The 14,244-nt window shown below is 36.9% G+C and carries 12 protein-coding genes; 10 read left to right on the forward strand and 2 right to left on the reverse strand.

All coding sequences use genetic code 11. The features are described 5' to 3' along the window. The first annotated feature begins 556 nt into the window (after positions 1 to 556). The 7 genes from DJ533_RS08025 (at position 557) to DJ533_RS08055 (ending at position 8,256) form a co-directional block, all read left to right on the forward strand. Complete coding sequence (locus tag DJ533_RS08025; RefSeq protein WP_065991886.1) at positions 557 to 2,017, forward strand: flavin-containing monooxygenase; 1,461 nt, start codon at positions 557 to 559, stop codon at positions 2,015 to 2,017. A 135-nt stretch (positions 2,018 to 2,152) separates the two neighbouring features. Further along, on the forward strand, positions 2,153 to 2,527 hold the full coding sequence (locus tag DJ533_RS08030; protein WP_065991888.1) for a hypothetical protein: 375 nt from the start codon (positions 2,153 to 2,155) through the stop codon (positions 2,525 to 2,527). Positions 2,528 to 2,656: 129 nt separating this feature from the next. Continuing rightward, positions 2,657 to 3,547, forward strand: a complete 891-nt coding sequence (locus tag DJ533_RS08035; protein WP_171488546.1) for a tetratricopeptide repeat protein — start codon at positions 2,657 to 2,659, stop codon at positions 3,545 to 3,547. Positions 3,548 to 3,717: 170 nt separating this feature from the next. Beyond that, complete coding sequence (locus DJ533_RS08040) at positions 3,718 to 3,987, forward strand: hypothetical protein (RefSeq protein ID WP_065991896.1); 270 nt, start codon at positions 3,718 to 3,720, stop codon at positions 3,985 to 3,987. A 312-nt stretch (positions 3,988 to 4,299) separates the two neighbouring features. Beyond that, positions 4,300 to 6,939, forward strand: a complete 2,640-nt coding sequence (locus tag DJ533_RS08045) for a bifunctional aconitate hydratase 2/2-methylisocitrate dehydratase (RefSeq protein WP_065991898.1) — start codon at positions 4,300 to 4,302, stop codon at positions 6,937 to 6,939. A 57-nt stretch (positions 6,940 to 6,996) separates the two neighbouring features. Then, on the forward strand, positions 6,997 to 7,587 hold the full coding sequence (locus DJ533_RS08050) for a hypothetical protein (protein ID WP_065991900.1): 591 nt from the start codon (positions 6,997 to 6,999) through the stop codon (positions 7,585 to 7,587). After that, the gene (locus tag DJ533_RS08055) at positions 7,588 to 8,256 is read left to right on the forward strand and encodes a hypothetical protein (RefSeq protein WP_065991902.1); all 669 of its coding nucleotides are present in this window, start codon (positions 7,588 to 7,590) and stop codon (positions 8,254 to 8,256) included. It abuts the gene before it with no gap. Here the strand turns inward: DJ533_RS08055 and mqo are convergent. Then, positions 8,182 to 9,825, reverse strand: coding sequence for a malate dehydrogenase (quinone) (gene mqo / locus DJ533_RS08060; RefSeq protein WP_065991903.1), 1,644 nt, complete (start codon positions 9,823 to 9,825; stop codon positions 8,182 to 8,184). The genes DJ533_RS08055 and mqo overlap by 75 nt on opposite strands. A 370-nt stretch (positions 9,826 to 10,195) precedes the next feature. On the opposite strand from mqo, the gene DJ533_RS08065 reads away from it, so the two are divergent. Then, complete coding sequence (locus tag DJ533_RS08065; protein ID WP_065991905.1) at positions 10,196 to 10,939, forward strand: SDR family NAD(P)-dependent oxidoreductase; 744 nt, start codon at positions 10,196 to 10,198, stop codon at positions 10,937 to 10,939. Between the two features lie 126 nt (positions 10,940 to 11,065). Here the strand turns inward: DJ533_RS08065 and DJ533_RS08070 are convergent, their stop codons facing one another. After that, positions 11,066 to 11,551 (reverse strand): Lrp/AsnC family transcriptional regulator, encoded by a 486-nt coding sequence (locus tag DJ533_RS08070; RefSeq protein ID WP_065991911.1) that lies wholly within the window; start codon positions 11,549 to 11,551, stop codon positions 11,066 to 11,068. Positions 11,552 to 11,762: 211 nt separating this feature from the next. Between DJ533_RS08070 and DJ533_RS08075 the strand changes: the two genes are divergently transcribed. Both DJ533_RS08075 and DJ533_RS08080 read left to right on the forward strand, forming a co-directional pair. Continuing rightward, complete coding sequence (locus DJ533_RS08075) at positions 11,763 to 12,776, forward strand: sensor domain-containing diguanylate cyclase (RefSeq protein ID WP_065991912.1); 1,014 nt, start codon at positions 11,763 to 11,765, stop codon at positions 12,774 to 12,776. 413 nt (positions 12,777 to 13,189) lie between these two features. Next, positions 13,190 to 14,122, forward strand: coding sequence for an IS5 family transposase (locus DJ533_RS08080; protein WP_065991915.1), 933 nt, complete (start codon positions 13,190 to 13,192; stop codon positions 14,120 to 14,122). Positions 14,123 to 14,244 lie beyond the last annotated feature (122 nt).

The raw sequence follows: 14,244 nt of genomic DNA on the forward strand, positions 1-14,244 counted from the left end.
ATTGGGGTAAAAACCTGCGTTTGTCAAAGTACTTTTATACATATTTTAAAAATATCTTATGATCAGTGCATTCTCAAAGTTAGTTAAAGGTCAAAAGTATAATTTGAGTACACGTTTAAAATGAAATGATTACAAAAAACTCTCCTTCCTAGGGGGGCTTGGAGATGAATGTATCATTGAGGTATAAATATTTATTTGCTGAATAACCACTTATCCAAAACCTACCTTAGTAAATTAAAAGTCTATTTAGCTGTTAAATGTAGATTATTTTTTATAAATAATTGTTTAATTTAATAAAATAAATAATTGAAAGAAGTTTTGTATTTTCATGTTTTTGTCAGAATTTTAAAAATAAAGGGATATTGTCCGACAAATACCGATATTTGTTGCACCATGAGTGTGCTTTATTATGCTTATAAATAAATCACATAATTTTTTTATGGTTTATATTGACAATATTCATTGTCAGATTTATTTTGATAGTGGCGCCACAATTTGTTCAGAAAATTGAAATTATGAGTTGAGTAAAAATAAATAAACTCAATGGAGTTGTCATATGAAAAAATATCAAACGATTATTATTGGAAGTGGTTTTGGTGGGCAGTGTGCTGCGATTAACTTGTTAAAAAGAGGAATGTCTGATTTTGTTATTCTTGAGCGCCGAGATTTTGTAGGGGGAACATGGTGCCAAAACAGTTATCCTGGGGCTGCGGTGGATGTGCAATCACCTTTATATTCAATTTCGCACGAACCTTATGCATGGAGTCAAATGTTTGCCGATCAGAAAGAGCTGGAAGTATATACGAACCATGTGATTGACAAATATAAATTACGTGAAAAAACTAAAACCAACTGTAATGTCACCAAAGTTGAATGGGATAATGAACAGCATCATTGGGCTGTTGAAACTGAAAAGGGTGAAACTTTTTATGGGCAGTTTTTAATTAATGCCTCAGGTCCATTAAGTACGCCAGTTATTCCTGATTTTAAAGGGAAAGATACATTTAAAGGCAAAAGCTTCCATACCAATGACTGGGATCATGGCTATGATTATAAAGGTAAAAAAGTTGCTGTGATTGGCAGTGGGGCAAGTGCTGCACAGGTGATTCCCGCTATTGCGGGGGATGTTGCAGAGTTACATATTTTCCAACGTACTCCACATTGGGTATTGCCTCGACCAGACTATAAATTTAGCCCAATTCAACAAAAAATGATCGGGAATAAATACATTCATAAAGCTGTGCGAACAGCCGTGTATTGGCAACTTGAAACTCGCTTAATTGGGTTTAAATATTCAAAATTAGCACTCGGCTTGATTGCACAGCGGGAGGCAGAAAAGTTTATTAAGAAACAAATCAAAGATCCGAAGTTACGTGCCGCAGTCACACCTGACTATACTATTGGCTGTAAACGTATCATTATTTCTAATACCTTATATCCTGCGATGTGCCAAGATAATGTTACTTTGCATACCAAAGATTCAAGTGTAGCCTCGATTGATAAAACAGGTATTAACACCAGCAAAGGTGAGCATATTGATTTAGATTTAATTATTTATTCAACAGGTTATGATGCAACAGATGGACCAATTTCTTATCCAATCATTGGTAAAAAGAAACAGGCATTGGGCGATAAATGGAGCGATTTTCCACGTGCATATTTAGGTACAACGATTCCTGATTTTCCTAACTTCTTTATGGTGATTGGACCAAATACAGCCATTGGACATACGTCAGCAATTTTCATTATCGAATCACAAATGAACTATATTATGAAGGCGATTGAAGCAACGCTCGATCAAGGTCGTAAAGCCATCGAAGTAACTGAAAAAGCAGAAGATAAATATACCACGATGATTCATAAAGAAATGGATAAAACGGTTTGGAAAACAGGTGGTTGTGATAGTTGGTATAAAAATAAAAGTGGACACATTATTGCAATGTATCCAGGTTTTAGTTTTACCTACCACTTAAAAACCAATAACTTTAAACCGAAAGACCATCATTTCTATTCTTAAAAATAGAAGCTTTATAGAAACGAAGAGCATTGATGCTCTTCGTTTTTTGTTGAGTTAACTAATTTGGTAAAATTGACAATAAAAACTCCCAATTTCTTCTAAATTCAGTATCATTAGCCACGATAGGAGAGATTTATGAAAAAGTCAGTTATCTGCGCTGTACTTGGTACAGTTGTGGTCTTATCGGGTTGTGCTGAAAAAAAGCCAGCAACTCCTGAAGAAATTTGGAAAGGTTATTGCACTAGTATTGGGAATGCAGCACGTTCAATTACTTTAGATCGTCAAAATGGTATCACTCAAAAAGAAGCTTTAGATTATGCCAATAAAGTGACAGATCCTACGACTAAAGGCTTTATTTTAGAGTATTTAGAAAAAATTTATGCAGTGCCTGATGCTGAGTTAAAAGCAGACAAAGATGCTGTACAAATGAAGTTTAAACAGCAAGCTTATGAGCAATGTTTAAATACACCGCATGATCCTAAAAAAATGCCAGATTATAAGCCGTTCTAATTAGAGCGGTTTTTTATATCTAATGAGGAATAAAATATTTAGGCTTAAAATATTATTCTAAATATAATAATGTAATACATCATAAAATTTTAAAATGAGCATTTATAGGTTGTTATGCAATTTACTCAAATGAAACGTTATTTTTACGCAATCGGTTTTTCATGCTTAATCGGATTCGCTATTCCGACCTATGCAGACTCAAAATCATCTTCAACCGATGTCAAACAACTGATTCAAAAAGCTAAGCAAGGTGATATTGATGCTATTCACAAACTCATTGCAATGTATGGCAAAGGAGAAACAGTTAGTAAGGATGACCAGAAAGCATTACAGTACTCAAGACAAGGTGCAACATTGGGCGATGCACAGTCAAAATATATGGCAGGGATGATTTTACTGCATCGTACAAATCCATCGCAACAAGACATTGCAGAAGCCACTCAATATTTAACTGATGTTGCTGAGTCTGGACATGCACACACCCAAGCGACTTTAGGGAGTTACTATTTAACTGGTGAGCTTTTACCTAAAAATATGGCTTTGGGAATCAAGTGGACAGAAGCGGCTGCTCAACAAGATCATGGCTTGGCGCTGAACAACTTGGGTTGGATGTATTATAAAGGTACAGGCGTAAAACAAGATTATAAAAAAGCAGTTGAGTATTTAGAAAAGGGTGTGAAGCAGAATAATACGTTAGCCTATACCAATTTAGCGACACTTTATAGTCGTGGTGATGGTGTAAAACAAAACCACAAAAAAGCAGTGCAATTATTAGAAAAAGCGATTGAACTAGGTGAGGAAAAAGCAAAAGTAAATCTTGCGCTTGCCTATTATCAAGGGCTAGGTATTAAAAAGGATCAGGACAAAGCTTATCAATTGATACAAGAAGCGGCTGTCGCAGGTGTGCCTGAAGCCATTGCAATGTTACAGCGTTCACAAACCGATGCACAAGGTTGTCGTGAAGTGAAAAGTATGGTCGATGGAAAAGTCTATACAGCGATTGAATGTCCAATAACTTAAGTTGGCAGAGATTTAAATGAAATAACTTAAGCCATGCCATTGTACAGCATGGCTTTTTGCATTTTAAGTGTGTTTTTGAACCATTTTGCAATAAAAAATGATTAGCATAAAAACTGAAAAGCATATATAAAATATAGAAATAGAAAGCACAATAACAAAGGAGCATCAAAATGGAAGTTGTAGCATATTTACATAATGCTGACTTGCTCGTTGAAGATGACCAAGCTGTCGCTGTGATTAGCGGAAGTCATTATGTGTTAAGTTTAGGTGATCAAGTGCATATTCGTCAGATCATTGATGAACGTGCTAAGATCTATCAAGTTCATATTTCATTTGCCAGTGCAGCACATGCAATGCTGCATGAAGATGAGATTTGCATCAAATTTGAAGGGTGTAAAGACGCGTTTCAAGACTATTTACGCAGTACCACAGTCCACTAAGGTGGTATTTAAAAATCTATTCAATCAAGGCAACATAAGTTGCCTTTTTTACGAATGATAATCTGTTAAACGTAATGTAAGCATTTTCATTTTATAAATGAGCAAGAAATTAGGCAAAGTGAGATGTGTTGGATAAAATCTAGTGAAATACAGCCACTATTTATTTATAAAATAACGGTCATCACGAATTAACACGCTGCTTGCATTAACTTTTGACTTGATTTTTAGTAAAATTTGACAGTCCATATTACTTGTAAAGCTTTTACTAAGCTGGAATTTACAAGTAATTTTTTAAAAAAGAGGAATAACACCGTGCTAGAAGCTTACCGCCAACACGTTGAAGAACGTGCCGCACTCGGAGTCCCACCGAAGCCACTTGACGATGCTCAAACTGCTGCATTAGTTGAATTATTAAAAAATCCACCAGCAGGCGAAGAAGCATTCTTAGTTGATTTGCTTGAAAATCGTGTTCCTGCAGGTGTTGACCAAGCTGCTTATGTAAAAGCTGCTTTCTTAGCTGCTGTGGCAAAAGGTGAAGCAACTTCTCCATTAGTTTCTAAAGAACGTGCGGTTTACTTACTAGGTACTATGCTTGGTGGTTATAACGTTGCCCCATTGGTTGCATTGCTTGATGATGCAGCGTTAGGTGAGTTAGCTGCTGAAGCATTGAAGAAAACACTTCTTGTATTTGATGCGTTCCATGATGTTGCTGACAAAGCAAAAGCAGGCAATGCAAATGCAAAAGCGGTTATGCAATCTTGGGCTGATGCTGAATGGTTCACAAGTCGTAAAGATGTTCCTGAAGAAATCAAACTGACAGTGTTCAAAGTCACTGGCGAAACCAATACTGATGACTTGTCACCAGCACAAGACGCTTGGAGCCGTCCAGATATTCCATTACATGCAAATGCAATGTTGAAAAACGTGCGTGATGGCATCAACCCAGAAGTTCCTGGTGAAGTTGGTCCACTCAACCAAATCAAAGAACTCATTGCGAAAGGCAATCAAGTTGCTTATGTCGGTGACGTTGTTGGTACAGGTTCATCTCGTAAATCTGCAACGAACTCTGTTCTTTGGTTTTTTGGTGACGAAATCGCTCACATCCCGAACAAAAAAGATGGTGGTTACTGCCTAGGTTCTAAGATTGCGCCGATTTTCTTCAACACCATGGAAGATGCGGGTGCATTACCAGTAGAAATCGATGTTCAAAATATGAACATGGGTGATGAAATTACATTAAAAATCGACCATGCTGCTGCGAAAGTAACTGCATTCAAAGATGGTGCTCAAATCGCTGAAGCTGAACTGAAAACTCCTGTACTTTTAGACGAAGTACGTGCGGGTGGTCGTATTAACTTGATCGTTGGTCGTGGTTTAACTGCAAAAGCACGTGAAGAATTAGGTCTTGCACCTTCTACACTCTTCCGTACACCAGTTCAACCTGAAAATACAGGCAAAGGCTTTACACAAGCTCAAAAAATGGTAGGTCGCGCATGTGGTCTTCCTGAAGGTCAAGGTGTTCGTCCAGGAACTTACTGTGAACCGAAGATGACGACTGTTGGTTCGCAAGATACGACAGGTCCTATGACGCGTGATGAATTAAAAGACTTAGCATGCTTAGGTTTCTCTGCTGACTTAGTTATGCAATCTTTCTGTCACACGGCTGCATATCCAAAACCAGTTGACGTGCAAATGCAACACACGCTTCCTGATTTCATCATGAACCGTGGCGGTGTTTCACTTCGTCCAGGTGACGGTATCATCCACTCTTGGTTAAACCGTATGCTTCTTCCAGATACAGTAGGTACTGGTGGTGACTCACATACACGTTTCCCAATCGGTATTTCTTTCCCAGCAGGTTCAGGCCTTGTAGCGTTCGCTGCTGCGACTGGTGTTATGCCACTTGACATGCCTGAGTCTGTTCTTGTTAAGTTCAAAGGTAAAATGCAACCTGGTATCACACTACGTGACCTTGTACATGCGATTCCTTATGTTGCGATCCAAGAAGGTGACTTAACTGTAGAGAAGAAAGGTAAGAAAAACATCTTCTCTGGTCGTATCCTTGAGATCGACTTAACAGAAATGGAAACTGACTTAACTGTTGAGCAAGCGTTTGAACTTTCTGATGCTTCTGCTGAACGTTCTGCTGCGGGTTGTTCGATCACGCTTTCTGAAGAAAAAGTTGCTGAATACCTTCGTTCAAACATCACTATGCTTAAGTGGATGATTTCTGAAGGTTATGGCGATGCTCGTACGATGGCACGTCGTGTTGAGAACATGGAAAAATGGTTAGCGAATCCATCACTTCTTAAAGCTGATGCTGATGCTGAATATACGAAAGTATATGAGATCGACCTTGCAACGATCACTGAACCAGTACTTTGCTGTCCAAACGATCCAGATGATGCGAAATTATTATCTGACGTTCAAGGCGTGAAAATTGACGAAGTATTCGTTGGTTCTTGTATGACGAACATCGGTCACTTCCGTGCAGCGGGTAAATTGTTAGAGAAAGTTCCTAGTGGTTCTTTATCTACGCGTTTATGGTTGGCTCCACCAACACGTATGGATGAGCGTCAATTGATGGAAGAAGGTTTCTATAACACTTATGGTAAAGCTGGCGCGCGTACTGAGATGCCAGGTTGTTCATTGTGTATGGGTAACCAAGCACGTGTAGCACCGAACACAACTTGTGTATCGACTTCTACTCGTAACTTCCCGAACCGTTTAGGTCAAGGTGCTAACGTTTACTTAGCGTCTGCTGAACTTGCATCTGTTGCTGCTGTACTTGGTAAATTACCAACGCCAGAAGAATATCAACAATATGCAGCTCAAATTGACAGCATGTCTGCTGACATCTATCAATACTTGAACTTTGATAAGATGGAAACATATACAGATGCTGCTGCTGATGTAGATACGAAGAAAATTGCTGCTGCTCAATTGTCTTAATTGATTAAGTAGTTAAAATAAGGGCTGATTTATCAGCCCTTATTTTTAATTATAAAAATGAAAAGCATTTCAAATTTAGAAGATTATAGGACGGAGTTTGTACACATTTTTCAAAGTACGGATGATGTTGAAATTTTGTTAGAAAATTTAAAAAACTTATTTTTGAAAATTTTGCAGCCTTATGACTGCATGGTACTACCTAAATTTCAAATTATTTCGACGGGCAGTTTGCAATTTTCAGTTTGGTATCAGGATCCTGATGCAATTACAGAAACTTTGAATATTCATCAGAAAAAATGTGATCTATATTTATGGCGATGTTCAGACCAAAAATGGTATTTAGATGATTTATATGATGACATTAACGAAATTGTAGAACAAATTTTTAAGAATATTCCTGCATTTCATTTAATTCCTGAAAATCCTAAAGAAGTAAAAGCCTTGCTTGAAAATGGTTTGATGGATTTTAAACCTGAAGCTTTTCCGAAATTTTCTGAGAAAATACCCAGTGATTTAAATGAAGTTTTAACGTGGGATGATCGGTTTTTATTAGTGGGAACAAATATTGAAAATTTAAAAATTTATAGTTGGAAAGAATGGGATGATTTAATAGAGCGTGAAAATTACTTAAAAAATAATGGTGAATAAATGGCTTTAGTACATGATTTTGTTGTCTTAGATAAAGTAAATTATCCGTATTCAAAATGCGATATAGTTATGAAAGATATACCTTATGATGTATCTATACATGATGATTTCATTTTGTATTTTATGGATTATTTAAAATGGATTCCCACTTATAGTCCTATTATTAATACAAAAAGAACTGGTTTGGACTACTATGCGATAACTGTTTTTGAAACAGAAGGGGCAATACAAGCATATGCTTTATTTTCAAATTTAATCAACATCTTAAAAATTTCACCAGATATCTTAAAATTGAATGGTAGTTTTTCTTATCAATTGGCAGATGACGAAAATCCGTTTAGTGATAGCGATGTGTACTGTATAGTTCGAGATAGTTTAAAACAGAAAAAAGTTATATATCCGCGAGATAAACTTATTGAGAAATTTGAAAAGTTAGCACAATGTTTTAAAAGAGTCATAGATTCAAATGGTCAATTGTATGTTTTACATAAAGTGATCTTGATGCTAACAAATGGGTCTTTGATATCGAATAATCACAGAATACCAAGCCATAAAAAACGAGCCGAAGCTCGTTTTTTATTTTTAATTATACTTTTAGTTGGCATTCGCCACGGCAGGTGTACTCACCGTTGCATCATTGGCAGCTTTACGTGTAGGCGTATAGTTTAAACCTAGTGTAGAACTGGTATAAGTACGCACTTGATCAAGCAGAGCAGGGTTAGTATTCAAATCCTGTTGATACGATTTTACAATCTCATGTAACTTCGGATTCCACTTACCTTTCACCTGTTCAGGGAATGCTTTTTCCATCAGATTCAACATAATATAGGGAGAGGTTGAAGCACCAGGAGAAGCACCTAATAACGCTGTGATCGAACCATCTTTAGAGGCAAAAATCTCAGTACCAAACTGTAAAGTTGCATCCTTGCCTGGAACTTTCTTAATGATCTGAACACGTTGACCACCCTGATTTAGTTTCCAGTCTTCAAACTTTGCATCAGGATAATATTTCTTCAATTCATTAAACTGATCTTGTTGTGACATCGCAACTTGACTGATTAAATATTTCACCAAATCCAGATTTTCAAGCCCAATCGTTGCCATAGGAATCACGTTGTTTTTATTGGTCGCATCGATCAAATCAAACTGAGAACCATTTTTAAGGAATTTGTTTGAATACGTCGCAAATGGACCAAATAAAACATATTTTTTGCCATCAATATAACGTGTGTCAATATGTGGAACTGACATTGGAGGCGCACCTAACTCAGGCTTACCATACACTTTTGCTGTGTGTTGTGAAGTCACCGCAGGATTATCCGTCATCAGGAAAATACCACCAATCGGGAAGCCCGCATATTGTTTAGTTTCTTCAAGTCCTGTCATCTGTAAAAGCCTAATAGCAGCACCCCCTGCACCAATAAAGACATGACGTGTTTTGATATGGCTTTCAGTCTTATCTTTCAGGTTCTTAAATGAAACTGTCCAAGTTTTATCTGCATTTGGACTGATACCCGTTACTTCAGTTGAAGTTTTAACTTTAAAGTTAGCTTGTTTTTTCAGATGATTAATTAACTGGGAGGTAATCGCACCATAGTTTACATCTGAACCAACTTCCATACGTGTTGCAGCAACTTTTTGATTTGGATCACGACCTTGCATCACCAAAGGTGCCCACTTCTTAATTTCGGCAGGATTTTCAGTATATTTTAAGCCCTCAAACATCGGACTTTGAATCATCGCATCATGACGTTTTTTCATATAAGCAACACTGTCACCCCAAACAAATGCAATATGAGGAACAGGATTGATAAAACTTTTAGGCTCACCTAAAACGCCATTTTTCACTTGATAAGACCAGAACTGTTTGCTGACTTCAAACTGTGAAGCAGTATCAATGGCTTTTTTAATGTCTACTTTACCATTTACTTCGGGGGTGTAATTCATTTCCATAAAGCCAGAATGACCCGTACCCGCATTATTTAAGCCCGCAGAACTCTCTTGGGCGACTTGATCAAGGCGTTCATACATTTGGATCTTCCAGTCAGGTTCTAACTCATTGAGGTAAGTCCCTAAGGTTGCACTCATGATCCCGCCACCGATTAAAACAACATCGACGATAGGTTCATTGCTCTTCGTTTCAATTTTTTTGGAGGCTATAGGGCGAAATAAAAAGAGTAGACCAAGGATGAGAACAATAATGATAAGGATGAGCAGGTATTTTAAAAACTTCTTCATTTCTTTATTCCTACTTTTTATTGAATGCGATCTATAAATAATAATGAACAAAAATTGTATAAATAGTGAACTTATGTAAATTTAAGAAATTGAAGAAAACCAATTAATGGCAATCAATATTTATTAGGTTAAAAAAAAGCATTAAAAAGCCCCCATTTTCAGGGGGCTAGTCGTATCACTTACCGTGATACTCATATAAGGCTCATCTCATACTGTCGCCATTAAAACATAAAACAAGAAATTTAGCCAAAATAAGATTCTAAAAATTTGAAAAAATGAAAGTAGAAGTCAGCATACTTATTTTACTTGATGGGTTTTTAGCCTGAGATATGTTATTTATAAAATAGAGAATGGCTGAAGGATCAAACAGATGAGTTTTCATAATAAAGTAGTGATCGTAACAGGCGGCGCAAGTGGGATTGGCTTAGCAACAGTTAAAGCATTCTGCAAAAATGGCGCTAAAGTAGTTATTGCCGATCTAAGTCAGCAGGGGCAAATAGTGAGTGAGGAGCTTAATGAACAAGGTTTTAGCACCAGTTATTTTCAAATAGATGTGCGCAACGAACTAGAAAATAAAGCCCTGATCCAACACGCTGTAGATACATTTTCTGGTTTAGATATTATCTTTGCCAATGCAGGAGTGGCAATGGATGCACCAATTGATCAATTACCCTTGGATCGCTGGCAAAAAACCATAGATATTAACTTAACAGCCGTGTATTTACTGGATAAATATGCCATTGAATATTGGCTAGCAGAAAGTAAACGGGGCGTTATCGTAAATTGTGGTTCAATCCATAGCTGGGTCGGTAAAAAAGGTGTAACTGCATATGCAGCAGCAAAAGCTGGTGTAAAACTACTCACCCAAACACTGGCTACCGATTATGCAGCGAAAGGAATACGAGTTAATGCTGTCTGCCCAGGTTATATTGATACCCCATTACTCAGTGCGGCTGATGAACGTCAAAAAGAAACACTGGCTAAACTACATCCAATTGGACGCTTAGGTCAGCCTGAAGAAGTCGCAAATGTTGTGGTATTTCTTGCAAGTGATGAAGCTTCTTTTGTGAATGGCGCAGCGATCTTGGTAGATGGTGGTTATACTGCTCAATAGAGTAGATAAACCATAGTCGTGATTAGCACAGCTAGATCTATGTATCTGTGCTAATTCTTCATTCATTTTAAAATGAGAAAAATTTAAAACCTATAATAGAACTCTATAATGATGATAAATTTTAAATTATTCAATCATTAACAAGTCTGCACTATTTGCTAACTTCAACGGTCTTAACGCAAAAATAGAACGTGTATGACGAATGCCTTTCATCGAGTACAAGTTTTTCCGTAAAAAACGTTCATAGTGCTCTGCATTTTTTACTGCAACTTTCACCAAATAATCATAATCACCAGTGACCAAATGAGCTTCAACCACTTCAGGCATATTGGCAAGGGTATGGCTAAACTCATCTAAAATTTCATCATCATGCCGTTCAAGTGTAATTTCAATAAAAAATAACTCATTAATGCCTAGGGCTTTGGGATTAATATTTGCTGTATAGCCATCTATAATATTGGCATTTTCCAAACGCTTTAAACGTGTCCAACACGGAGAAGTCGAAAGGTTTACCTTTTCAGCCAGTTCGGTCACACTCAACCGACCATCTTTGCGAAGTTCAGATAAAATTTTTCGATCAATACGATCAAGCGGGTAAACAGAATCAGTCATGGCAAATTAAATGATATTTCAATTAAAAAAGCTTATAACACTATGCTCAATGATGAAATGCAAAACAACAAATCTTTGTCAGTTTGCTGTAAAAAGCATCATTAAGCATTTGAAAGTTTGAAACCTGTCAAACAACTATACTGAAACTAACTATACAAAAAATAAAATTATTTTTAGAATAAAATTATCTCCAAATTCTACCTTTTAGAATATGCCGAAAACCAAACAACCAACCCAAAAACAACTGATGGCAGTTATTCAAACTCAAACTGCGATTGCGAAACTTGGTTTAGATCTAAATGCCGTCATGACCTTGGTAGCGGAACAAGCCCAATTAATAACAAAAGCAAAAGGGGCAGTAGTGGAGTTAGCCGAAGATGGAGAAATGGTTTATCGGGCTGTATCAGGCGGTGCAGCGCATTTATTGGGCTTACGTTTGAACCAAGAAAATAGTTTGTCAGGCTTATGTGTTGCAGAAAATAAAATCTTGTATTGCGAAGACAGCGAACTTGATCAACGGGTAGATAAGATCGCTTGTCGAAAAGTTGGACTACGCTCGATGGCGGTGGTGCCACTGATTCATTGTGGTGATGCAATCGGTGTACTTAAAATTTATGCGGAACAAGTGGCAGCATTTAAAGAAGGTGATTTACAACTTTTAACCCTAATGTCCGAACTGATTGCGGCAGCAATGTATCATGCTACGCGATTTGGCGCACAAGAGTTGTATAAGTTGGCAACCCAAGACCAACTGACAGGTCTGGCAAATCGGGCATTGTTTTTAGATTGTCTACGTCAAGGATTAATTACTGCAAAACAAAATAATAAAAAACTGGGTGTTTTAATGATTGATATGGATGGTTTAAAACAGATCAATGATGAATATGGGCATCGATTGGGCGATGCAGCACTCAAAGAAATTGCTGAGCGTATCAAAAAATCTACACGACATGATGATTTAGTCGCACGTTTAGGCGGTGATGAGTTTGCTGTGATTTTATCTTCGGTTGAAAATCAAGCGTTGGCAAAAACAGCAATGAATCGTATTTCTGAAACATGTGGCTTGCCTTTTGTATTTGAAAACATTGATTTAAAAATAGGTGCAAGTTTGGGCTTGGCAATTTTTCCGAAAGATGCAGAAGGTATTGATCAACTGATCGAATGTGCAGATCTAAACATGTATGAAGACAAGCGGGAAAGGAAATCAGTTAAAATTGAAAAATAAAAGTGTGGTTAAGTGTCTTTTCAGTAGCGTAAGTAAAAAATGATTAGATTTTAAATATGTATGCTTAAAATTTTCATTATTTTGCTGAAAAATAGAGGTTAGCCAGTGCTTTAAAGTAAAGTGCTGATAAATATTTTCTTAAATTTCTTATGTACAGAAAAAATATTTCAAAAGTAGCTGAAATTAAGCTGAAATAGGAAAAACATTTTAATGTGGATTTGCCTAAAATAAATGTATTCAATCAAAGACATTTGGGAGACTGGCTTTGATTCTGCGGATAGTATCTTTGGAGGAAGGGTGCCTTTAAATATACTGTCCGCAATTTATTTTAAGTTGTCTGAGTTACGATTGGCTTTGTTGCATAAAGATTTTAAAGTTTTAGGTGTAGACTTCTTTAGCAATATAATTACCAAATGAAGAAGCCTGCATCTAAAATCTATCGAACAACGAATTGGTCCTCCTATAACCAAGCTTTAATCAAGCGAGGAAATATTTCAATTTGGTTTGATCCAAAAACACAATGGTATGCTCAGCCACAAGCTAAGCATGGAAGAAATCAAACTTATTCTGATACCGCAATTCAGTGCTGTTTGATGATCAAATCTATCTTTCGACTTTCTTTGCGTATGGTCACAGGCTTTGTGCAAAGCCTTATTCAACTCAGTGGGTTAAGTTGGACAGCACCAGATTATTCCACACTTTGCAGACGACAACAGCAGATTGATATTGCGATCAGCTATCAAAAAAGTCATGAAGGATTACATCTACTCGTAGATTCAACAGGCCTTAAGTTTTTAGGCGAAGGTGAATGGAAACGCAAAAAACATCAACCTGAATATCGTCGGCAATGGCGTAAACTGCATATTGGTATCGATGCTAAAACCTTGCAAATACGAGCTGTACAGCTCACAACAAATAATGTCAGTGATTCACAAGTCTTGAGTGATCTGCTGAATCAAATCCCATCTGATGAACCGATTGATTCTGTCTATACGGATGGAGCATATGACACGAAATTATGCAGACAAGTGATTTCAGATCGTCATGCACATGCGATAATTCCTCCAAGAAAAAATGCCAGGCCATGGAAAGATAAGAAATCTGGATCTTTAGAGAGAAATGAATTATTGAAAACAGTCAAACGACTAGGAAGAGCACTTTGGAAAAAGTGGTCTGGTTATCATCGACGTAGTTTGGTCGAAACCAAGATGCACTGCATCAAATTATTGGGGGATAAACTCAGTGCAAAGCGTTTTGACGGTCAGGTCAATGAAATCCATGCACGTATAGCTGTGTTAAATAAATTTACAGAGTTAGGCCGACCTCATACCCAAGTTGTCACTTAAATTTGAGCAACTGAGGAAAGTTATATATTTAAAATCTTTATGCAACAAAGCCGTTACGATTTAATCTGATACAGTATTGTAAAAAGAAAAATAAATCCTGTTGATAAATGGATTACATATTA

The organism is Acinetobacter defluvii, assembly GCF_001704615.3.
In the GTDB taxonomy this organism is placed as follows: Bacteria; Pseudomonadota; Gammaproteobacteria; order Pseudomonadales; family Moraxellaceae; genus Acinetobacter; species Acinetobacter defluvii.

Excerpts from the sequence above, each read along its gene's own strand:
- DJ533_RS08030 (WP_065991888.1), top strand. The coding sequence starts at position 2,153 with ATGAAAAAGTCAGTTATCTGCGCTGTACTTGGTACAGTTGTGGTCTTA.
- DJ533_RS08035 (WP_171488546.1), top strand. The coding sequence starts at position 2,657 with ATGAAACGTTATTTTTACGCAATCGGTTTTTCATGCTTAATCGGATTC.
- DJ533_RS08055 (WP_065991902.1), top strand. The coding sequence starts at position 7,588 with ATGGCTTTAGTACATGATTTTGTTGTCTTAGATAAAGTAAATTATCCG.
- DJ533_RS08075 (WP_065991912.1), top strand. The coding sequence starts at position 11,763 with ATGCCGAAAACCAAACAACCAACCCAAAAACAACTGATGGCAGTTATT.
- DJ533_RS08025 (WP_065991886.1), top strand. The coding sequence starts at position 557 with ATGAAAAAATATCAAACGATTATTATTGGAAGTGGTTTTGGTGGGCAG.
- DJ533_RS08050 (WP_065991900.1), top strand. The coding sequence starts at position 6,997 with ATGAAAAGCATTTCAAATTTAGAAGATTATAGGACGGAGTTTGTACAC.
- DJ533_RS08040 (WP_065991896.1), top strand. The coding sequence starts at position 3,718 with ATGGAAGTTGTAGCATATTTACATAATGCTGACTTGCTCGTTGAAGAT.
- mqo (WP_065991903.1), bottom strand. The coding sequence starts at position 9,825 with ATGAAGAAGTTTTTAAAATACCTGCTCATCCTTATCATTATTGTTCTC.
- DJ533_RS08080 (WP_065991915.1), top strand. The coding sequence starts at position 13,190 with ATGAAGAAGCCTGCATCTAAAATCTATCGAACAACGAATTGGTCCTCC.
- DJ533_RS08065 (WP_065991905.1), top strand. The coding sequence starts at position 10,196 with ATGAGTTTTCATAATAAAGTAGTGATCGTAACAGGCGGCGCAAGTGGG.
- DJ533_RS08070 (WP_065991911.1), bottom strand. The coding sequence starts at position 11,551 with ATGACTGATTCTGTTTACCCGCTTGATCGTATTGATCGAAAAATTTTA.